At 63.4% G+C, this 20,003-nt stretch carries 18 protein-coding genes and 1 riboswitch; of the genes, 4 read left to right on the forward strand and 14 right to left on the reverse strand.

Annotation, left to right across the window (positions count from 1 at the left end; all coding sequences use genetic code 11):
- Nucleotides 1–272 precede the first annotated feature (272 nt).
- Together HUK73_RS25605 and HUK73_RS25610 are read right to left on the reverse strand one after the other, a co-directional pair.
- A complete protein-coding gene (locus tag HUK73_RS25605; RefSeq protein WP_176594537.1) occupies nucleotides 273–1,643 on the reverse strand; it encodes an ATP-binding protein in 1,371 nt (456 codons plus the stop codon).
- 18 nt (nucleotides 1,644–1,661) lie between these two features.
- A complete protein-coding gene (locus HUK73_RS25610; RefSeq protein WP_176594538.1) occupies nucleotides 1,662–2,381 on the reverse strand; it encodes a response regulator in 720 nt (239 codons plus the stop codon).
- Nucleotides 2,382–2,628: 247 nt separating this feature from the next.
- Between HUK73_RS25610 and HUK73_RS25615 the strand changes: the two genes are divergently transcribed.
- The 3 genes from HUK73_RS25615 to HUK73_RS25625 are packed head-to-tail and all read left to right on the forward strand — an operon-like array spanning nucleotide 2,629 to nucleotide 8,289.
- A complete protein-coding gene (locus HUK73_RS25615) occupies nucleotides 2,629–3,759 on the forward strand; it encodes an efflux RND transporter periplasmic adaptor subunit (protein ID WP_176594539.1) in 1,131 nt (376 codons plus the stop codon).
- A gap of 13 nt (nucleotides 3,760–3,772) precedes the next feature.
- Nucleotides 3,773–6,916: an efflux RND transporter permease subunit gene (locus HUK73_RS25620; RefSeq protein ID WP_176594540.1), complete on the forward strand. Its 3,144-nt coding sequence runs from the start codon at nucleotides 3,773–3,775 to the stop codon at nucleotides 6,914–6,916.
- A gap of 26 nt (nucleotides 6,917–6,942) precedes the next feature.
- Nucleotides 6,943–8,289, forward strand: a complete 1,347-nt coding sequence (locus HUK73_RS25625) for an efflux transporter outer membrane subunit (protein WP_176594835.1) — start codon at nucleotides 6,943–6,945, stop codon at nucleotides 8,287–8,289.
- A 712-nt stretch (nucleotides 8,290–9,001) separates the two neighbouring features.
- On the opposite strand, the gene HUK73_RS25630 is transcribed toward HUK73_RS25625, so the two are convergent.
- The 11 genes from HUK73_RS25630 to HUK73_RS25680 all read right to left on the reverse strand — a co-directional run bounded on the left by HUK73_RS25630 (nucleotide 9,002) and on the right by HUK73_RS25680 (nucleotide 17,031).
- Complete coding sequence (locus HUK73_RS25630; RefSeq protein ID WP_176594541.1) at nucleotides 9,002–9,289, reverse strand: HigA family addiction module antitoxin; 288 nt, start codon at nucleotides 9,287–9,289, stop codon at nucleotides 9,002–9,004.
- Nucleotides 9,290–9,301: 12 nt separating this feature from the next.
- Nucleotides 9,302–9,586, reverse strand: a complete 285-nt coding sequence (locus HUK73_RS25635; protein WP_369805617.1) for a type II toxin-antitoxin system RelE/ParE family toxin — start codon at nucleotides 9,584–9,586, stop codon at nucleotides 9,302–9,304.
- 331 nt (nucleotides 9,587–9,917) lie between these two features.
- A complete protein-coding gene (locus HUK73_RS25640; protein ID WP_176594542.1) occupies nucleotides 9,918–11,312 on the reverse strand; it encodes an NAD(P)(+) transhydrogenase (Re/Si-specific) subunit beta in 1,395 nt (464 codons plus the stop codon).
- A gap of 1 nt (nucleotide 11,313) precedes the next feature.
- Nucleotides 11,314–11,604 carry an NAD(P) transhydrogenase subunit alpha gene (locus tag HUK73_RS25645; protein WP_150294189.1) on the reverse strand — a complete coding sequence of 97 codons (291 nt, stop codon included), beginning with the start codon at nucleotides 11,602–11,604 and terminating at the stop codon, nucleotides 11,314–11,316.
- Between the two features lie 331 nt (nucleotides 11,605–11,935).
- Complete coding sequence (gene cobU / locus HUK73_RS25650) at nucleotides 11,936–12,445, reverse strand: bifunctional adenosylcobinamide kinase/adenosylcobinamide-phosphate guanylyltransferase (RefSeq protein WP_369805618.1); 510 nt, start codon at nucleotides 12,443–12,445, stop codon at nucleotides 11,936–11,938.
- The gene (cbiB, locus tag HUK73_RS25655) at nucleotides 12,442–13,377 is read right to left on the reverse strand and encodes an adenosylcobinamide-phosphate synthase CbiB (protein ID WP_176594544.1); all 936 of its coding nucleotides are present in this window, start codon (nucleotides 13,375–13,377) and stop codon (nucleotides 12,442–12,444) included. Before cbiB ends, cobU begins: the two co-directional genes overlap by 4 nt.
- Nucleotides 13,370–14,344, reverse strand: coding sequence for a threonine-phosphate decarboxylase (locus tag HUK73_RS25660; RefSeq protein ID WP_176594545.1), 975 nt, complete (start codon nucleotides 14,342–14,344; stop codon nucleotides 13,370–13,372). The genes cbiB and HUK73_RS25660 overlap by 8 nt, the downstream gene beginning before the upstream one ends.
- Nucleotides 14,341–15,051: an adenosylcobinamide-GDP ribazoletransferase gene (locus HUK73_RS25665; RefSeq protein ID WP_176594546.1), complete on the reverse strand. Its 711-nt coding sequence runs from the start codon at nucleotides 15,049–15,051 to the stop codon at nucleotides 14,341–14,343. Before HUK73_RS25665 ends, HUK73_RS25660 begins: the two co-directional genes overlap by 4 nt.
- Nucleotides 15,048–15,614, reverse strand: coding sequence for a histidine phosphatase family protein (locus HUK73_RS25670; RefSeq protein ID WP_176594547.1), 567 nt, complete (start codon nucleotides 15,612–15,614; stop codon nucleotides 15,048–15,050). The genes HUK73_RS25665 and HUK73_RS25670 overlap by 4 nt, the downstream gene beginning before the upstream one ends.
- Nucleotides 15,611–16,627: a nicotinate-nucleotide--dimethylbenzimidazole phosphoribosyltransferase gene (gene cobT / locus HUK73_RS25675; RefSeq protein ID WP_176594548.1), complete on the reverse strand. Its 1,017-nt coding sequence runs from the start codon at nucleotides 16,625–16,627 to the stop codon at nucleotides 15,611–15,613. Before cobT ends, HUK73_RS25670 begins: the two co-directional genes overlap by 4 nt.
- Entirely contained in the window at nucleotides 16,624–17,031 is a 408-nt protein-coding gene (locus HUK73_RS25680; protein ID WP_176594549.1) for a DUF1636 domain-containing protein, read from the reverse strand. Before HUK73_RS25680 ends, cobT begins: the two co-directional genes overlap by 4 nt.
- Before the next feature lie 179 nt (nucleotides 17,032–17,210).
- A riboswitch (cobalamin riboswitch) is annotated at nucleotides 17,211–17,401 on the reverse strand.
- A 531-nt stretch (nucleotides 17,402–17,932) separates the two neighbouring features.
- Between HUK73_RS25680 and HUK73_RS25685 the strand changes: the two genes are divergently transcribed.
- Complete coding sequence (locus tag HUK73_RS25685; protein ID WP_176594550.1) at nucleotides 17,933–19,057, forward strand: acyl-CoA dehydrogenase family protein; 1,125 nt, start codon at nucleotides 17,933–17,935, stop codon at nucleotides 19,055–19,057.
- Between the two features lie 137 nt (nucleotides 19,058–19,194).
- Here the strand turns inward: HUK73_RS25685 and fdhD are convergent, their stop codons facing one another.
- Nucleotides 19,195–20,001, reverse strand: a complete 807-nt coding sequence (gene fdhD, locus HUK73_RS25690) for a formate dehydrogenase accessory sulfurtransferase FdhD (RefSeq protein WP_176594837.1) — start codon at nucleotides 19,999–20,001, stop codon at nucleotides 19,195–19,197.
- Between the last annotated feature and the right edge of the window lie 2 nt (nucleotides 20,002–20,003).

The raw sequence follows: 20,003 nt of genomic DNA on the forward strand, positions 1-20,003 counted from the left end.
CTGCGAAGATAAAAATCCAAAACTGTCCAAAGTTTAATCTGCAAAGTTCTGTCAAAAGAACGCACGATGCTTATCCGGCCATGCAAGAGCAGTTCCGGTTCGTGCACGACTGGCGATCATGCGGGCGACATCGTCATTGCCACGCCGCCATCGTGCAGCATCTTCAAATCGGCGCGACGAACCCCCGCCGCGATTTGCGCATAGTGTCACCTGAAGCCGTGCGAGGAAAGGGGGTATTGGGAACAATTGCCCCCAACCCCGCCGAACTTCCCTCAGGCCTTCATGTCAATGGTGGCGATCAGCCCGCCGCCGGCAGCATTCGCCAGTTTGACCGACGCCTCGAAACTCAGCGCCAGCGACCGCGCGATGGTAAGGCCGATGCCCGTCCCCGGCCGTCCGCCCGGCTGCCCGGCCGCGCCGCGGGTGAAGGGTTCGAACATCTGGTCGAGTTGATCCTGCGGAATGCCCACGCCATGGTCGCGTACGTCGATCAGCACCCGTCCGGCCTGCCGCTTGCAACGGATATCGGCGCTGCCGCCATATTTGACCGCATTGTCCACCAGATTGGCGATGCAGCGGGTGAGGGCATTGGGCTTGACCCTTACGGTGCCGCCACAGCCGGACAGGAACCGCACCGGTGCGCCCAGATCCTGCGCATCCTCCACCATGCTGGTCAGCAGCGAATCGATGTCGATGACCGACCAGTCCTCCTGCGATTCCGTGCTGGCCGCCAGGTCCAGCCCCTCGCGCACCAGCGTCATCATCGCCTGATGATCCTGCAACAGCCGGGTGCGCAGTTCCTCATTCTCGACCAGTTCCAACCGTAGCCGCAGCCGGGTGAGCGGCGTCTGGAGGTCGTGGCTGATCGCCGCCAGCAATTGCGTCCGCTCGGCAAAACCCGCTCTGACCCGGCGCTGCATCAGGTTGAAGGTGGAAAGCGCCGCCCGCACCTCTTCTGGCCCCCGCTCGGGAATTTCCTCCGGGTCCAGCGACACGGAAAAGGCCTCTGCCGCCTGCTCCAGCCGCCGTAAGGGCTTGGCGACGAAACGCGCGACAATGATCGCCAGCCCGGCCGAGGACAGCAGGATCAGCAACAGATAGACCGGGTTGGCAAGCGTGCTGGGCGGCTTGACCAGGCGCGGCAGATAGAGCGCCAGAGATCGCCGCTCGCCCGTGCCGTCCGTGAAGCGCACCACCCAGCAGTCCGGTCGCGGAGCGCCGATCAGGCCCGCCGCCCGATTATCGGGGTCGGCCTTGTTGGAGGGAAAACACAGCCCCGTGGGTACCTGGCCGGCCTCCGGATCTGAATGCTCACCGAAACGCGCCTTCAACGCGCCGGCCAACGCCAGATCGGGATCGGTCAGGGCAATGCCGCCGGGCGCGATCCTGGCCCCCATGATCCGCTTGTCGTTCAACATCGCCTCGATCCTGACCGGATCGTGGCTGAGCCGCTGGGCGATATCGGCGGCGCTCGCGACGACGCGTTGCAGGCGCCAGCGCTCGAAATCGAGATGACGGGTCTGTTCCGCGATCGCCAACGCCACAACCGCCGCCGCCGTCATGCCAACCGTCAGCAGCAGGAAGATATGCCCCACCAGAGACCGGAAGAAATTGCGCGCGCGCGCCAGCACCGACGCGATCATGCGCGCTTCTCTCGCCCCTCACTCATATGTCACCGTACTGGCCAGCACATAGCCCTCACCGCGTACCGTCAGGATCAGCCCGCCGCCCGATCCTTCGCCAAGCTTTTGCCGCAACCGGCTGACCTGCAGGTCGATGGAACGGTCGAAGGCCGCCGTCGCCCGTCTTTCAGGCACCAGCTCCTCGCGCGAGAGTACGATATTGGGCTCCTCGATGAAGCGCGACAGCAACCGGAATTCGGCGGAGGAGAGCATGACCAGCCGGTCGTCGCTGGCGATCAGTCGGCGCTGGAACAAATCCAGCCGCCAGGGACCAAAGCGTGCGATCCGTGCCGTCTTCTGCTGCGCCATCTCCTCACCCCGCGACCGGCGCAGCAGGTTGCGGATGCGCACCAGCAATTCGCGCGGTTCGAAGGGCTTGGTCAGATAATCGTCGGCGCCCAGTTCCAGCCCAAGCACCCGATCGATGGCGCTGCCCCGCGCCGTCACCATGATGATCTGTGTAGCCTTGCCCTGCGCACGCAATTCCCGGCACAGCGACAGGCCATCGCCATCGGGCAGATTGAGGTCCAGCACGATCAGATCGATCGTCCGCGCCGCCATGGCTGCGTGCAGTTCGCTGAGGCTGCCCGCCGCCAGCATCTCATATTGTTCCTGGGCAAGCTGACCGACGATCAGGTCCCGAATATCCTCATCATCGTCGACGACAATCACGCAGGGCGAACGGGAAAGATCGGGCATGACGCTCTTCTAACCATATTTCCCGGCCAAGTCTGCGCCTGCGGCCCGTGCAGATACATAAAGATACAATCCGCTACAGACTGATCCATGGCGACAATAAGTTGCGCTATCACGCACCCTGCCAAAAGATCATGAGGACAAGGTCGGCGCCCTGCGATGGAGCCGACCTTCGCCCGGCGCGCCCTTCCCCTCCCCCTGCGCCGGGCGAAGTTTCCTTGTTTCATGATAGTGGACCCGTCAGCCGACCATGTTCAGCCGCATCCCTGCCCTTCGGACCGCTCCCGTTGCGTTTTGTGTCTTGGTCGCCGCCTGCGGCCATAAGGAAGCACCGAAAAAAGGTCCGGTCGAAGTTGGCGTGGTGACGCTGACGACGCAGGATGTGACAGTGTCGACCGAATTGCCCGGCCGAACCGCCTCCACCATGATGTCCGATGTCCGGCCCCAGGTCGCCGGCGTTGTCCAGAAGCGCCTCTTCACCGAAGGCTCCTTCGTGAAGGCGGGACAGCCACTTTACCAGATCGATTCCTCGCTCTACCGCGCCTCCCGCGACGAGGCGCAGGCCACGCTGGCCAGCGCGCAGGCGACCGCCGCCGCTGCGCAGGCCAAGGCCAGCCGCTACCGGACACTGGGCCAAAGCGAGGCCGTCAGCGCGCAGGACCGCGACGATGTGATCGCCACCGCGCGGCAGGCCGCCGCCGCCGTGCAACAGGCCCGCGCCACGCTCCAGACGACCGGCATCAACCTCAATTTCACGCAGGTCCGTGCCCCCATCAGCGGTCGCATCGGCCGCTCCTCGGTCACGCCGGGCGCGTTGGTGACGGCCAGCCAGGCGACCGCGCTCGCCACCATCCAGCAACTCGACCCGATCTTCGTGGACATCACCCAGTCCAGCACCAAGCTGCTGGCGCTGCGCCGCGCGCTCGCAGCGGGCAAGGCCCTGCCCGCCAGCGCCACCATCCGCCTGAAACTGGACGATGGCACCGACTATCCGTTGGAAGGCCGCATCGAATTTGCTGAACCGATTGTCGATCCCGACAGTGGCACTGTCACGCTGCGCGCCCGATTCTCCAATCCCGACAGCCTGCTGCTGCCCGGCATGTTCGTGCGCGTCGTTGCGCCGCAATCAATCGTCCCGAATGCCATCCTGGCGCCGCAACAGGGCATCAACCGCGATCCGAAGGGCAACGCCACCGCTCTGGTCGTCGACAAGGCGGGCAAGGTCGAACGCCGCGTCGTCAACGCCGCTCAGGCTGTGGGCGACAAATGGCTGATCACCAACGGACTCCAAAAGGGCGACCGGCTGATCGTCGAAGGCACCGACAAGGTGCAGCCCGGCGACGCGGTGAAGGCCGTCCCGGTCGATCAGGCCGCGAAGTAAGGGAGGCCGGACCTTGCTCAGCCGCTTTTTCATCGAAAGGCCGATCTTCGCCTGGGTCATCGCCATTGGTATCATGATGGCGGGCCTTGGCGCGATGTTGACGCTGCCGATAGCCCAATATCCCGACATCGCCCCGCCTTCCGTCAATATCAACGCCAACTATCCGGGCGCTTCAGCCGAAACGGTCGAAACCAGCGTCACTCAGGTCATCGAGCAGCAGCTGACCGGCATCGATGGACTCATGTATTTCTCCTCCTCGTCGACCGCGAACGGCCAGGCGCGGATTACCGTCACCTTCAAGAAGGGCACCGACCCCGACACCGCGCAGGTGCAGGTGCAAAATAAGGTGCAACAGGCGCTGAGCCGCCTGCCCAATGCCGTGCAGCAGCAGGGGCTGACGGTCACCAAGTCGCAGACCGACTTCCTGATGCTGGTCGGCCTTTATGACAAGACGGACACGGCGTCCCAGACCGATATTGCTGACTATCTGGTCAATAATTTCCAGGATCCGATCGCCCGTATCGATGGCGTTGGATCGTCGCAGATTTTCGGATCGCAATATGCGATGCGCATCTGGCTCGACCCCTATAAGCTCGCCACCGTCAAACTGATGCCGTCTGATGTGCAAAGTGCCATCGCCGCCCAAAATGTCGAGGTGTCCGCCGGCCAGATCGGCGCCGATCCCGCCCCCGAAGGGCAGCAGATCAACGCGACCGTCACTGCTCAGTCCCGGCTGCAAACACCCGAGCAATTCCGCAACATCGTCGTCAAGACGCAGAGCGACGGATCGGTCGTCCACCTGTCCGACGTGGCACGGGTCGAGCTGGGCAATGAAAGCTATACCTCTTCGGCCCGCATGAACGGCCATCCCGCATCCGGCATGGCGATCCAGCTTGCGCCTGGTGCCGACGCCCTCAAGACCGCGGAACTGGTCAAAGCGAAGGTCCAGCAGCTCTCTACCAATCTCCCCCATGGCTATGTCGTCAACTATCCGCGCGACACCACACCCTTCATCAAACTGTCGGTCGAGGAAGTTGTCCAGACGCTGATCGAAGCCGTGGCACTGGTCGTGGTGGTGATGTTCGTCTTCCTGCAAAGCTGGCGTGCGACGTTGGTGCCGGCCATCGCCGTGCCGGTGGTGCTGCTCGGCACGTTCGGCGTGCTGGCGCTCTTTGGCTATTCGATCAACACCATGACGCTGTTCGGCATGGTGCTGTCCATCGGCCTGCTGGTCGACGACGCGATCGTCGTGGTCGAAAATGTCGAGCGCCTCATGGAGGAAGAGGGCCTTTCTCCGCGAGAGGCCACGATCAAGTCGATGGAGGAAATCGGCAGCGCGCTCGTCGGCATCGCGCTCGTCCTGTCCGCTGTGCTGCTACCCATGGCCTTTTTTGGTGGTTCGACCGGCGTCATCTATCGCCAGTTCTCGATCACCATCGTGTCCTCGATGCTGCTTTCCGTGCTGGTCGCGCTGATCCTTTCACCCGCGCTGTGCGCCACGATCCTGAAGCCCATAGCGGAGGAACATCGCGACCGTGGCTGGGCCGGCAAGTTCAACCGCTTCTTCGAAGGGGTCACGCACGGCTACATGGCGCGGCTCAGGGGCTTTATCGGCCGCCGGACCCTGTTCTGGATCGGTTATGCCGTAGTGCTCGCCCTGCTCTGGCTGCTGTTTGTGCGTTTGCCCACCAGTTTCCTGCCGGTGGAGGATCAGGGACAGGTGATGGTGCAGGTCACGCTGCCCGCCGGCGCCAAATCCTCACGCACCAGCGCTGCCCTGGAACGCATCCAGAATTATTTCCTCAACGATGAGAAGGACAATGTCGCCTTCATCTTCGTGACGCAGGGTTTCAGCTTCGCGGGACAAGGTGAAAACACGGCGCAGGGTTTCATCAACCTTGCACCCTGGGATGAGCGCAAGGGGGCGACGAACACCGCGACCAGCATCGCGAACCGCGCGACCAAGCAACTCGCCGCGATCCGCGACGCCAAGGCTCAGTCCATGACCCCTCCGCCCATTCGGGGCCTTGGTCAATCGAACGGCTTCACCTTCGAACTGCTCAACACGGGTGGCCTCAGTCGCGAACGCTTCCTTGAACTGCGCAACCAGCTCATGAAGGCTGCCTCCGACGATCCGAAGCTGGCCGGGGTGCGTGCCGCCACGCTGGAGGATACCCCGCAGCTCAAGGTGGACATAGATTCCGAGAAACTTGCGGTCTTGGGCCTCACCCAGAGCAGCGTGAACAATGTGCTGAGCGCCGCCTGGGGCAGCACCTATATCAACGATTTCGTCGATCGCGGCCGTGTGAAGCGCGTCTATATGCAGGCCGATGCGCCTTTCCGCGCCCTGCCGACCGATCTCGACAACTGGCAGGTGCGATCATCCACCACGGGCGAGATGGTGCCCTTCTCCGCCTTCGCGACCGCCCATTGGACGATGGGACCGACCACCCTGTCGCGTTTCAACGGCCAGTCCTCCTATGAAATCCAGGGCCAGGCCGCGCCCGGCGCCAGTTCCGGCGAAGCGATGGACGAGTTGGTGAAGCTTCAGAAACAGCTCCCCCCCGGCACCAGCTTCGCCTGGAGCGGCCTGTCCTATCAGGAGCAACTGTCCGGCGGACAGGCTCCCCTGCTCTACGGCCTTTCGGTACTGGTGGTATTCCTCTGCCTGGCCGCGCTCTACGAAAGCTGGTCGATCCCGCTCGCGGTGCTGCTGGTCATCCCGCTCGGCCTGATCGGCGCGGTGCTGGCGGTGACGCTGCGCGGGCTGGAGAATAATATCTATTTCCAGGTCGGTCTGCTCACCACCATGGGCCTCGCCGCGAAGAATGCGATCCTGATCGTGGAGTTCGCCGAACTCGCCTATCTGCAGGGCAAGGATGCGATGACCGCCGCACTGGAGGCCGCACGCCTGCGCTTTCGCCCGATCCTGATGACTTCGCTTGCCTTCGTCGCGGGCGTCATCCCCCTCGCCATCGCCACGGGGGCGGGCGCGCAGAGCCGCGTTGCCATCGGCACGGCGGTCATCGGCGGGATGCTGACCGCGACAATACTCGCCATCTTCTATGTTCCTCTCTTCTTCCTGACGATCATGCGCCTCTTCAACCGCAAGGGGCAGCCGCCCGCCACCACATCTGCCGAGGAGGTTCCGGCTTGAAGCGCGCTCTCCTGACCCTGACCTCCATGGCGGCGCTGTCGGCCTGCAACATGGCGCCGCATTATGTCCGTCCGACGCCCCCGGTTCCCACAAACTTCCCCAGCGGTCCGGCCTACGCCCCAGCAGCGGCCACGGAAAAGCCCGGCCTGCCCTGGACCGCGCTGATCGGCGACCCGCGCCTCAAGACGGTGATCGAACGCGCCCTTGTCAATAATCGCGACCTGCGCGCAGCCCTGGCCAATGTGCAGTCGGCCCGCGCCCAATATCGGGTCCAGCGCGCCGCCCAGCTTCCCGTCATCGCCGGAAGCGCCGCCGCGAGTTTCTCTCGCCAGAACGACCAGCGACAGAACAGCTACAGCACCGATATCGGTTTCAGCGCGTTCGAGATCGACCTGTTCGGCCGGGTGAAAAATCTGACCCAATCCGCGCTCGAATCCTATCTGGCGACGGAGGAAGGTGCCCGCGCCACCCGCATCACCCTGATCGCGGAAACGGCCAACGCCTATGCCACTCTCGCCGCCGATCAGGAACTGCTTACCCTCTCCCGCCAGACCCTGGTCAGCGCCGAACGGACGCTCGCTCTCACCCAGTCGCTCAACGGCTCGGGATTGATCGGCAAGCTCGACGTCCATCAGGCTGAAACCACGGTGGAACAGGCGCGCAGCGATATCGCCGCCAATGTGACGCAGGTGGCGCAGGACCGGAATGCCCTCGACCTGTTGGTCGGCGCGCCGGTCGAGAATGGCCTCCTGCCCCAATCGCTGGAAAGCCTGACCGCCAGCATCGCCAAGACGCCCGCAGGCCTGTCCTCCGACGTTCTGCTCCAGCGCCCGGACGTACTCCGGGCGGAACATCAGCTCAAGGCCGCCAATGCCGATATCGGCGCAGCCCGTGCGGCCATGTTCCCCAAGATCAGCCTCACCACCGCCATCGGCGTCGCGAGTTCGGCGCTGTCCTCGCTCTTCACCGGTGGCGCCTTCGTGTGGTCCGCCGCGCCGTCCGCGAGCCTGCCGATCTTCGGTGGTGCCGCGCGCGGCAACCTCGACTACAGCAAGGCGCAGCGCGACCTCTATCTGGCCCAATATGAAAAGGCGATCCAGACCGCCTTTCAGGAGGTATCCGACGCCCTCGCCCGCGAAGGCACGATCGACGGTCAGCAAGCCGCCCAGCAACGGCTGGTCCTCGCCAACCAGCGCAGCTACGCGCTGGCCGATCAACGCTATCGCGCGGGCATAGACACCTTCCTCAACAGCCTGACCAGCCAGCGTAGCCTCTACAGCGCCCAGCAAAGCGCCATCGTGACCAACCTGGCGCTGGTCCAGAACCGCATTTTGCTCTACCGCGTGATCGGGGCTGATTTTGCGGGTGCGTGACTGGACTAAGGACGGTCCGCTATGGGGCGATGGCGTCGGGTGAGCCGACATGGAAGGCCGGGTTCCCAACAGGAACCGGAAAGGAGGTTTCGACAGATTCGGTAAAGCTCGGATTGCAGCGCAGACGTTGTCGTTCATGCTACCGAAATGATCGGGGGGGCCATTTCAAGACTTCTTCACGCAAACGATGAGAGAGTTTGGCGCTGTTCCTAGGCGTGGGCTGATCTACGTTGGGATAGCAGGTGTGCTCTCGGCAATAACTGACCTAATGCATTGGGGCTTGGGCGCGAAACTCGGCGGATTGGACTACGCCCTTCTTGGTGTCGTAATATGCCGTGGCTGGCAGCAGCATATACAATGACGATGACGATGGTTCGATAGCCGTCATCTGTAGTTGGCTTTGTCAAATCTACGGCCGTGACGATCTTGATGTTCGTACTGATATTATCCAGCTTGGCTGTTTTAGTTTATGCTTCTCGCGCCGGGTTGGACGACGGCATAATCGTTTCAACGGTCATTACCTTGCTTCTTATCGGTTTGCTCTTTGTTACGTTCCTGCTCGCGTGGCCGATTGCACAGGCGATATCCAAGCAGCCATTCAAATTATTAAATGAACGATATTGGCCCTAGGCGATAGCATTCCGCAATCTCTCTTGCTGGGCATGAAAGAGGGTGAGCCGAAGCCCGCCCCATCTTTTGCAACGTCTGCTGTTCAGGCGGCCAGCAATGGCTCTATATCCTCTATATCGGCGGGGCGGCTTATCAGCAGATCATAATGCGCCTGGAGGTTCAGCCAGAACTCTGGCGTCGTGCCCAGCGCCCGCGACAGCCGCATGGCGGTATCGACCGTCACCGCGGTATTCTCCGAACACAGACGCTCAATGCGCGTGCGGGGTACATGGATATGCTTGGCCAACTTCCCGGCGCTAATCCCCATTTCCTCCAGAAATTCATGGCGGAGGATTTCGCCGGGATGGACCGGCACTTGCAGCATGGTCATGGCGTTGTCCTTTCAGTGATAATCCACGATCTCGACTTGATCCGGGCCGTTATCGGTCCAGACAAAACAGATGCGCCATTGACCGTTGATGCGGATCGAATGTTGACCCGCCCGATCGCCGGACAGCGCTTCCAACCGATTAGCTGGTGGGACACGAAGGTCGTCCAGCTTCACCGCAGCCTCCAGCATCGCGACCTTGCGCACAGCAACCCTGAACAGATCGGCCGGGAAGCCCTTGGCAGCTTTACCGGCCAGCACTTGTTCGATTAGCTTCCCTTTGACGACCTGTATCATCATATGATACGTATCATTCCACGATACATCAGGCAAGGTGCTTTTTTACAGGTAGGCACGAAAAGCCCGCTGGGCGGGACGGCCTGATCGTGACGGCGGAATCTGCGTCAGCCAAGGATTTATTATCACCCGGAGACCTTGGTAAAGCCCGCGCGGCGCCTGAACGAAACCCACATGTGCTCGGTCGAAGATCGAGCACGATGCTATAAGCCGGTGAAGGTATGTTTGCGAGTTCATCCATCTTGGTGGTGCCTGGATCGGGCGTTCGAGGACAAGGCCCCCCGAACGCTCCAGGGCTGATGACGTTGACGAGGATACTCCCATCCGCCGTGGCTCAGTGCAGCCCTGATCCGCCTCCCGCCAGTTCCTTGGCGATGGTTCCGACCATGTCCTTGGCATCGCCGAACAGCATCTGGGTGTTGCTGTTGTAATAGATCGGATTGTCGATCCCGGCGAAGCCCGCATTCATGCTGCGCTTGATCACGAACACCGACTTGGCGCGATCCGCCTCGATGATCGGCATGCCCGCGATCGCGCTCTGCGGATCGTCGCGCGCCGACGGGTTGATCGTGTCGTTCGCGCCGATGATCAGCGCCACGTCCGCCTGCGGCAGTTCCGGGTTGATGTCGTCCAGCTCGACCAGCTGCTCATAGGGCACGTTCGCCTCTGCCAGCAGCACGTTCATATGCCCCGGCATGCGACCCGCCACCGGATGGATCGCGAACTTGACGTCCACGCCCTTCTTGGTGAGCGCCTGATAGAGTTCGCTGACCTTGTGCTGGGCCTGCGCCACGGCCATGCCATAGCCCGGAATGATGACGACATTGCTGGCATTCTCCAGCTGCATCGCCGCTTCCTCGGCCGAGGCGGAACGCACCACGCGGTCGTCCTTGCCACCGGCCGCGCCCGCCACGACCTTGCCGAAGCCGCCGAACATGACGTTGGCGAAGCTGCGGTTCATCGCCTTGCACATGATCACCGCCAGGATGAAGCCCGAAGCCCCGTCCAGCGCGCCCGCCACGATCAGCAGCTTGTTGCCCAGCGCAAAGCCCATGGCGCTCGCCGCCAGACCAGCATAGCTGTTCAGGAGCGCGATCACGGTCGGCATGTCCGCGCCGCCGATCGGGATCACCAGCAGGATACCAAAGAGCAGCGCCAGCGCGACAAAGGCCGGGAACAGGTAAGTCTGCGTCGGATCGATGGCCAGCATCGTCCCGATCACCACCGCCGCCAGCGCCACGCCGCCATTGACGATGCGCTGACCGGGGAAGGACACCGGACGGCTGCCCATCAGTTCCTGCAACTTGGCAAAGGCGATGACCGAGGCGGTGCAGGTCAGGAAACCCAGCAGCATCTCGAACATCAGCGCCCACAGGATGAAGCTGCCCGCATATTGCGCATGGGCATGCTTGTAATATTCCGCCGCGCCGATCAGGCCGACCGCCAGCGCGCCGAAAGCGTGGGAAATCGCCGTCCGCTGCGGGATCGCCGTCATCGGCATCAGCAGCGCCATGGGAATGCCCACCGCCGCGCCAGCGATCATGGCGATGAGGATGAGGTTATAGTCGACGACCTCATGCTGGACCAAAGCGCCGATAATCGCGACGAGCATGCCGATCTCACCGGCGCGCACGCCCCGGCGCGCGGTCGAAGGGTGGCTCATCCACATGAGCGCGAGGATGAACAGCGAGGACGAGAGGATCGCGGCGAAGGGTACGAACGCGTTCATCTTACTTCCCCCGCGGCTTGAACATCTTGAGCATGCGGTCGGTGATCATGAAGCCCGAAACCAGGTTCACCGTCGCACAGAAGACCGCGATGAAGCCCAGCGTCTTGGCCAGCGGCGTCGCGCCTTCCTCACCCGTGATCGTGATCGCGCCGACAATCACCACCGCCGCGATCGCATTGGTCAGCGACATCAAAGGCGAGTGCAAAAGCGGCGACACCTTCTTGATCAGCTGAAAACCTACAAAGCCCGCCAGAATGAAGACGAACAAATAATCCGGATTAAGTGCGCTCACCGACAATCCCCTGATTCAGCATATCCATAGCAAGGCGGAAAAGCCGCTCTTCACGATGAGCAAATCCTAATGGATGGTAGAGTTCACAATGCCCTGATCCTTCGCTGGACCGGCTGTTGCCCATGATCCCCTCCACAGCTCTTCAGCGGCGTTGCCCCTATTGCCTCCACTTTGGACAGGCAAGACGTACAATCCCAAATATCAACCCGGCAGTTCGCGCAACGAAGTTTTCTTATACCCCCGTCTAGGTCGCGTTTCCGTTCAAACATTGCCGTGGCGTAACATTTCGCTGACATTGCTGAATAGCTTAATAATGCACATTTGTGCAATATTAAGCTTTGAGCGTCAGGGGCAACCCTGCCGTCACCAGCACAACTTCCTGACATAATGCAGCCATTTTCTGATTGAGCCAGCCCGCCTCATCCCGAAACCGCCGCGCCAGCACATTGTCCGGCACGATGCTGAGGCCCACTTCATTGGCCACCAATGTGACAGGCGCGGGACAGGTCGCCACGGCGTCGATCAATTCGGATCGCGCTGTGACCACATCCGCCTCCGCCAGGATAAGATTGGACAGCCACAGGGTCAGGCAATCGATCAGCACCCCCGCTGTCCGGTGTCCGGCGTCGCGGATCGCTCCGGCCAGATCCAGCGGTGCCTCAACGGTCAGCCAGCGTGCTCCGCGTTCGCCCCGGTGGCGGGCGATGCGTTCAGTCATTTCCGCGTCGAAGGCCTGCGCCGTGGCAATATAGGCGAGTTGCCCCACCACCGCCTCGCATCGCAACTGCGCATAGCGGCTCTTGCCCGAACGCGCGCCGCCGAGCACCAGTAATGTCGTCACCCTATTCCCTCCCACAGCGCCGCCAGCCCCCACAGGATCAGGCATGCCCTCATATAGATGCGCAGGCCAGCCTGCATCGCGCGCGCATCCGCCTCGCCACCCTCACCGATCCACGGCTTGTCATGCAGCATCCCGTCATAGCGCACCGGTCCGGCAAGCCTGACAGCCAACGCCCCTGCCATGGCCGCTTCCGGCCAGCCTGCATTGGGGGAGGCATGTCGCCTATGGTCTCGCCACAGCACGCCCCATCCTCCACCCCCCGCAACGCAAAGCAACAACCCCGCCAGTCGCGCCGGAATCCAGTTCAACAGATCGTCGAACCGCGCCGATGCCCAACCGAAATCGGTAAATGGCGCTTCCTTATGCCCGATCAGACTGTCCGCCGTATTCACTGCCTTATAAGCCCATACCCCCGGCAGCCCGAGCAGCAGCAGCCAGAAAAGCGGCGCCACCACGCCATCGCAAAAGCTCTCCGCCAGGCTCTCGATACCGGCCCGAGCCACCCCTGCTTCATCCAGCGGCTCCGTATCCCGCCCGACGATCCAGCCCACCGTCCGGCGCGCCGCACCAAGATCGCCTGCGGTCAGCGCGCGCATCACCGGCAGGACATGCGCATAAAGGCTACGCTGCGCCAAAGCCGGCCAAGCGGCCAGTGCCAGCCAGAACCACAGCCAATTCCCGGCGATCCCACGGATCGTCCGATCCATCGCGAAACCTACGCCTCCACCGATGCAGAGCAGCATGGCCAGCAGTCCGACCCCCGCCCATCGCCGCGCAAGGTCACGCCGCTCCTGCCGGTTCCATCTCCGCTCCATTGCGTCGATGATCCACGCGAAGCCCCCCACCGGATGCCCGATCCGCGCATGGAGCCACCCCGGCCAGCCTAGCGCCGCATCCAGCACCAACGCAGCGAGGGCGACTGGCTCAGCCATTTGCCAAGGCTCGGTCGAGCCGCGTCAACGCTGCCTCATCGCCGGGAAGCCCCAGCCGCAACCATCGGTGATTTTCCTCAAAAGGCCGAGTCAGGATCGCGCGCTGTGCCAACCGATCGAACAGGCAGAACCCGTCCTCAACCTCTACCAGCCGAAACAACGGGCAGTTTCCGCGTGCATCCAGACCATGGCGCGCCAGCACCGCATCCAGTTCCGTAGCCCGCTCATCGAGAGATCCGCGCGCCTTCGCAATCCACTCCCGATCCCGATAGGCCGCCCGTCCGAAGCCAAGAGCCGCTGCCGAAACCGGCCATTCCCCCATCATCCGCCTGGCCTGCGCGACAATCGCCCTCGGCCCGACCAGAAAGCCCAGCCGCACTCCCGCCAGCCCGAAAAACTTGCCGAAGGACCGCAACAGGATCAGTCGCCGCCTATCCCCTACTTCACGGGCCAGACTGCATGAGGGCGCGGCGTCGGCATAGGCTTCGTCGATCACCAGCCACCCGCCGGCCTGTTCCAGCGCCGCCAACCATTGCTGGAGGCGTTCGGGTGTGATCATGCGGCCATCGGGATTGTTCGGATTGGCAAGCAACAGTGCGATCGGCTCTGCCGCGCCATCCCAATGCTCCACGGGGGCGCCATCCGCGAACACCTCCCCATGCGTCCGGTAACTCGGCACCAGCCAGCGCGCCGGCATGGCGAGCATCCTTCCCACCAGCCGCAGCCCCATTTCGCTCCCCGGAACGGTGCAGACATGATCCGGCTCCACCCCGAAATGCGCAGCCGCTGCTGCTTCCAGAGCCGTCAGATCATCCGGCTCCGGCAAGGCCCGCCAATCGAGCGCGATCTGCTCCACCCCTGGCCAGACCAGCGGGCTGATGCCGGTCGACAGGTCGAGCCAATCTTCCCCGCCATAGAGTGCCCGTGCTTCGGCCAACCGCCCGCCATGCCATGTAAAGCCGCTCATCGCGCCATCATCATGACAAACAGCAGCACGCTCTCCAGCAATTCGATGCCCGCGCCATGCCCGTCTCCGGAAATCCCGCCGATGCGCGACCGCAGCCACCATCCCCAGAGCGGAATCAGGACTATCGCCGCCAGCAGGCCCGGCACCCACAGGCTCGAGAGCAGTGCCAAGGCAGACCAGAGAAGCAGGGGACCGACCCGCCATCCGGCCCGGAAACGGCTTGCCAGTCCCTCGTGTAACGGAGGCAGCCAGCGCGTCCAGACCAGTGGTCCGATCCGCGCCGTCATCGCCAGAGGCACCAGCATCCAGACGGGAAAGAATTCCAGCCAAAAACGCAGGAACACAAGCTTCGCCAGCAATTGCAGGACGATGGCGACAACGCCAAAGCTGCCGATATGCGGATCGGCCAGCACCGCCGACAGTCGCTTTCTGTCACCATGCGCCGCGCCCACGCCATCGGCAATATCGCCCAGCCCGTCCAGATGCAGCGCGCCCGTCACGGCAACCCATGCCATCAGCCCGCACAAAGCGCCCATCCAGGGATCGACCCGCAGGCCGAAACCCGACGCCCCCGCCACGATCAGTCCCACCGCGATGCCTGCCGCCGGGAACCAGCGGATCGCTGCGGCAAAGTCCGCTTCATCGACATCGACCGCTGGCAAGGGCAGACGTGTCATGAGCTGCAGTGCAAGAACCAGCCGCTTCACGCCGCAAGTCCGATGATCTGGCCGGACAGCCGCTCTCCCGGCCAGAGACGCAGACTCAGCAGCGCGCCATAGGGCAGGTCAATCGCCCAGGCCTGCCGTAGATCAAAGCCGCACAATATCGACAACGCCGCCCGCATCGCACCTGCATGAGAGATCACCAGCGCCGGATCGGTCCAATCGGTCAGCGCCGCCGCCACCCGCGCCTGCAGATCGGCCCATCGCTCACCCTTCGGCGGCGGAAAGCCGTCCGGATCGTCCCAGAAGCGCGCCAGCGCCTCGCCCGGCAAATCCGCCGGATCGACGCCCTCCCAGTTCCCGAAATGCAATTCCCGCCAGCGCGCATCGACATCGTGCGTGACGCCCCGCTCATTGGCGACGAGCGCGCCGGGCACCATCGCTCGCGACAGGTCCGACGTCACCACCCGCGAAAAAACCAGCTCCTGCGCCCGCCCGACACAAGCTGCGACCCCTTCGGCCTCGGGCGGCGCGTCCAGATGCCCCAGCAAACGCCCGGCCCCTTGCGGCACGCCATGACGCATGAGGTGGAGTATGAAAGCGCTCACAGCGCTCCCGCCACCGCCGCTTCGGCAAAGGTCGCCATGCCGTCATGCATCGCCAGCGCGGACCGGACGATCTGCGCCGCGACCGCCGCCCCACTCCCTTCTCCCAGCCGCATCTGAAGCCGCAATAGCGGTTCCAGCCCCAGAGCTTCCAGCAATCGTCCATGACCGGCCTCAGCCGACACATGTGCCGCCAGACAATGCGCGGTGATCGCCGGAGCCTCCTTTGCCAAAGGCGCCACCGCCGCGCAGCCGATAAAGCCGTCCAGCATCACCGGCACGCGCATCATCCGTGCCGCCAGCACGGCGCCCGCCATCGCCGCTATTTCCCGGCCGCCCAACCGCCGCAGCGTCTCGAACGCATCGCCACACGCCCCGCAGTGCAAGGCCAGTGCCAGCGTCACCGCCTCCGCCTTGCGCGCCAGTCCATGCGCATCGACGCCCGTGCCGTGCCCGACCCATTGATCCACCGAGTCGCCAAAAGCCTGGGCGCACAGCGCCGCCGCCGGCGTCGTATTGGCGATCCCCATCTCGCCGAGCATCAGCAGGTCGACGCCCCGCTCAACCACTGCTGCGCCTGCGTTAAGCGCCTCCAGACATTCCGCCTCGCTCATCGCCGGTTCGGTGCAAATATCCCCGGTCGGCCGCTCCAGATCGAGCGCCACCACCGACAATTCGGCGCCACATGCGCCAGCCAGCGCGTTGATCGCCGCACCGCCATTGCGGAAATTCGCGACCATCTGCGCCGTCACCTCAACCGGGAAAGCACTGACCCCCCGCGCCGCCACGCCGTGGTTGCCCGCGAAGATCGCCGCCCGAAGCCGATCCGCACGGGGCCGTTCCCTCCCCTGCCAACCGGCCATGAACAGCGCGATCTCCTCTAGCCGTCCCAGCGACCCAGCCGGCTTGGTCAGCACCGCCTGCCGGGCCGCCGCAGCCTCCGTCGCAGCCGCATCCGGCTCCGGCAAATGCGCCAATGCCGCGGCAAAGGCCGCCCTGTCGTCAAAGCGGATCATGAGCAGACAAAGCCTTCAGGCGGGGTACGGACGATGAAATGCCCCTTCACCCCCTGCGGCCAGTCGGCGTAGCGCACCACGCCCTCCTCACTGGATGCATGACGCACGGCATAGTCCAATATCGCCCGCGCCGCTTCCTCGCCGGGCGTGAAGTCGCCCAGCACATAGCCGACCTTGCCCGTCCCCCGGACATGCACGGTGCAATGCCGTTGACAGGCAAAAAGGCACGGCATGTCCTGTATCGCAACGGGCTCATAGGCAGGATTGCTCGCCCGGACGGCGCGCATGGCTTCGGCCAGCAGCGCGCCGCCGCGTCGCCCCTCACCATCTTCGCGACTGTCCGTCGACAGGCGGCAGGTCGAACAGACGACCACCGACGCGCCTTTTTCCACGGCGCGCAACATCAGCGCCGTCCCTTGAAATCAGTCATCTCCGCTCCTCCGACCGGACGGCAAACAGCCCGCCGAAAAGGCCGGAACGGGAAGGCGCATAGACAGGCGCTCCCCCGCACGGCCGAACCGGCAAGGCGATGGCTGTCGCTCAGCGAGGGCAAACCCCGTTCGGCCGGCGCACCCTGTCCGGTCGAAGAACGACTGCGTCAGGCAGGTCTCCTGGCTCGCGGGTCGATGCTTTCCAGCCGCCTTCTCGGGGCTTTGCCGCCCCAATGGCATAATGGCCGGATGGCTCGCCGCTTACAGTTGCAGGGGCAGCGCGGGCTTTCACCCGACTTCCCTTTTCATCCCCTCGCGGGGAACCTGTCGCAGCGCCGCTGATAGAGGCCCATGCCCCTCGCCGCAAGGGGCTGTCAGGCCATCCATCCCTCTTCCTCTGACCCCCGCCATCTGCTAATATCCGCTTAACGATATGGGGAGAGGAGCCATGACTTTATTGGCTCGTTGTATGGACTGGCTCTGTGAGCTTTTCGCCTGCACGGCGGAAAATGATCTGCGCGTCAATCGCTTGATCATGCATATTCCGTCGGACATGGATTGAAACGTCGGCCGAATCGGCGCGTTCCCCAGAAACAGTGACACCCCTGCGCGGATAAGGTGGCCATGTTGGCCAATGATCCCGAAAATATCCTTCTCGACCTCTGCCTGGTGACGGTGCCGGGCCTCATGCTCGGTTCCGCACCGCCCCATGGATTGAGTCGGCCGGTTCGCTCCCACTGATCGGCCCCTCGCGACCCGATATTACAAGGAAATGGATGTCTCGCCTTTCCAGATGAGCGACGTTGACAATCTGTCCTAACTCCCTTTCTGCTAACCGCCGCACGCGTAGCGTACATAAAAGAGAGGCCGCCCAATGCTCACAGAAACCCAGATCGCCATTCGCGACATGGTACGCGACTTCGCCCAAAGCGAAATCCGCCCTCGCAGCGGAGCCTTCGAGGCGGAGGGCGGCTATCCTGCGGATCTGTTCGAGCAGATCGCCGGGCTCGGGCTGATGGGCATGACGGCGCCGGAAGCGGTCGGCGGCGCGGGTGCCGATTATGTTTCCTACGCGCTCGCCCTGATGGAAATCGCGGCGGCCGATGGGGCGCTCTCCACCATCCTCTCGATCCAGAACAGCCTGATCGTCTCAGGCCTGTTGAAGGACGGTACGGCAGAGCAACAGGCCCGTTTCCTGCCCGACCTGTTGTCCGGCCGCGCCATCGGCGCCTTCGCCCTGACCGAAGCCGATGCAGGGTCTGACGCCTCCGCCATCCGCACCCGTGCGGAAAAGGTAGCCGGCGGCTATAATCTCAACGGCGCCAAGCAGTTCATCACCTCGGGAAAAATCGCCCGCCTCGCCATCGTTTACGCCGTTACCGATCCGGTAGCGGGCAAACGGGGCATCAGCGCTTTTCTGGTCCCCACGGATCGCCCCGGCTACAGCGTTGACAAGGTCGAGCATAAGTTGGGCCAGGGTGCGTCCGATACCTGCGCCATCCGTTTCAACGATCTGTTTCTGGAGGACGATTTGCGCCTTGGCGCGGAAGGGGCGGGTTATGGCATCGCCCTCTCCAACCTCGAAGCCGGGCGGATCGGCATTGCCGCGCAGAGCGTCGGCATGGCGCAGGCCGCGCTGGAGATCGCCATCGCTTATGCCAAGGATCGCAACAGCTTCGGCCAGCCGATCATCCAGCATCAGGCCGTCGGCTTCCGCCTGGCCGACCTTGCCACCCGTCTCGAAGCCGCGCGGCAACTCGTCCTTTCCGCCGCTGCGCTCAAGGATGCGGGGGAACCGGCATTGACGCAGGCATCGATGGCCAAGCTCTTCGCGTCCGAAACCGCCGAGGCGGTGGTGTCAGGTGCGATCCAGACATTGGGCGGCTACGGCTATCTGGAGGAATTCGGCCTCGCCAAGATCTACCGCGACGTGCGCGTCTGCCAGATTTATGAAGGTACCTCGGACATCCAGCGGCTGGTCATCGCCCGAGCCCTTTAAGGAGGGCTACGCGAAGGAGATCATCGTCCAAATACTAGAGCGGTTTGCGATCTGATCGAATCAGATCGACCGCTCTATTGCTTTGTTTCACCGCGATTTCTTAACCGTCAGATGATGCCATCTGACTGGAAATCGCTCTAACGCGTTTCGCCTTCCAGCATCCCCGGCTCGCTCGCCAGAACCGCATCCGCCCGTGCCAGCACCACCAACGCCAGGCCAGCGACGGACGCTCGTTCGGCCGCCAGCCGCGTTGGCGCGGAAATCGTCACCAGCAGCGGACAATCCGCCAGCACGGCCTTTTCCACCAGTTCATAGGAACAGCGTGACGATAACAGCGCAAAGCCCCCATCCCAATCCAGCGCTTGCCGCCTCATCGCCCCGATCAGCTTGTCGAAAGCATTGTGCCGCCCGACATCCTCCCGCGCCAGCCGGATTGTTCCATCCGCCGCCACCAGCGCCGCGACATGCGCCGCCCCCGTCCGATTATTGAGCGGCTGAAAATCCTTGAGATGGTCGAGCGCCCGGAAAATCGCTCCCCTGTCGGCCTGCGACTGCTGCGTCACAAGCGGCAAGGGCCGGATCGCCTGCTCCAGATTTTCCACCCCGCAAATCCCGCAAGAGGATTCCGACGCTCGATGCCGCACCCGGCTGAGCAGCGTTTCCGTGCGTTCCTCCGGCAAGGTCGCCCTGGCAACGATACCTTGGTCAGTTACATGGACATCAACATCAAGAGGCGGATCCTCCCGCCCGATCAATCGGTCCGCCAGCGCAAAGCCCTGCACCAGCTCTTCCACATCCGCGGGCGTCGCCATCAGCACCGCATAGCCAATGCCGTTAAATTCGACCGCAACCGGCACTTCCTCCGCCAGTTCGCGCGTCACGGGCGACGCGCTGCCCTCCGGCTTGACCTGCGTGAAAGGAAAGGTGGTTTCCGTTTGCGTCAGCG

Origin of the sequence: Sphingobium sp. EM0848 (assembly GCF_013375555.1) — a bacterium.
In the GTDB taxonomy this organism is placed as follows: Bacteria; Pseudomonadota; Alphaproteobacteria; order Sphingomonadales; family Sphingomonadaceae; genus Sphingobium.

Coding starts and splice junctions, on each gene's coding strand:
- cbiB (WP_176594544.1), bottom strand. CDS start 13,377: ATGGCTGAGCCAGTCGCCCTCGCTGCGTTGGTGCTGGATGCGGCGCTA.
- HUK73_RS25605 (WP_176594537.1), bottom strand. CDS start 1,643: ATGATCGCGTCGGTGCTGGCGCGCGCGCGCAATTTCTTCCGGTCTCTG.
- HUK73_RS25680 (WP_176594549.1), bottom strand. CDS start 17,031: ATGTTGCGCGCCGTGGAAAAAGGCGCGTCGGTGGTCGTCTGTTCGACC.
- HUK73_RS25640 (WP_176594542.1), bottom strand. CDS start 11,312: ATGAACGCGTTCGTACCCTTCGCCGCGATCCTCTCGTCCTCGCTGTTC.
- HUK73_RS25610 (WP_176594538.1), bottom strand. CDS start 2,381: ATGCCCGATCTTTCCCGTTCGCCCTGCGTGATTGTCGTCGACGATGAT.
- HUK73_RS25615 (WP_176594539.1), top strand. CDS start 2,629: ATGTTCAGCCGCATCCCTGCCCTTCGGACCGCTCCCGTTGCGTTTTGT.
- HUK73_RS25625 (WP_176594835.1), top strand. CDS start 6,943: ATGGCGGCGCTGTCGGCCTGCAACATGGCGCCGCATTATGTCCGTCCG.
- HUK73_RS25685 (WP_176594550.1), top strand. CDS start 17,933: ATGCTCACAGAAACCCAGATCGCCATTCGCGACATGGTACGCGACTTC.
- HUK73_RS25660 (WP_176594545.1), bottom strand. CDS start 14,344: ATGAGCGGCTTTACATGGCATGGCGGGCGGTTGGCCGAAGCACGGGCA.
- HUK73_RS25635 (WP_369805617.1), bottom strand. CDS start 9,586: ATGATGATACAGGTCGTCAAAGGGAAGCTAATCGAACAAGTGCTGGCC.
- HUK73_RS25630 (WP_176594541.1), bottom strand. CDS start 9,289: ATGACCATGCTGCAAGTGCCGGTCCATCCCGGCGAAATCCTCCGCCAT.
- cobT (WP_176594548.1), bottom strand. CDS start 16,627: ATGATCCGCTTTGACGACAGGGCGGCCTTTGCCGCGGCATTGGCGCAT.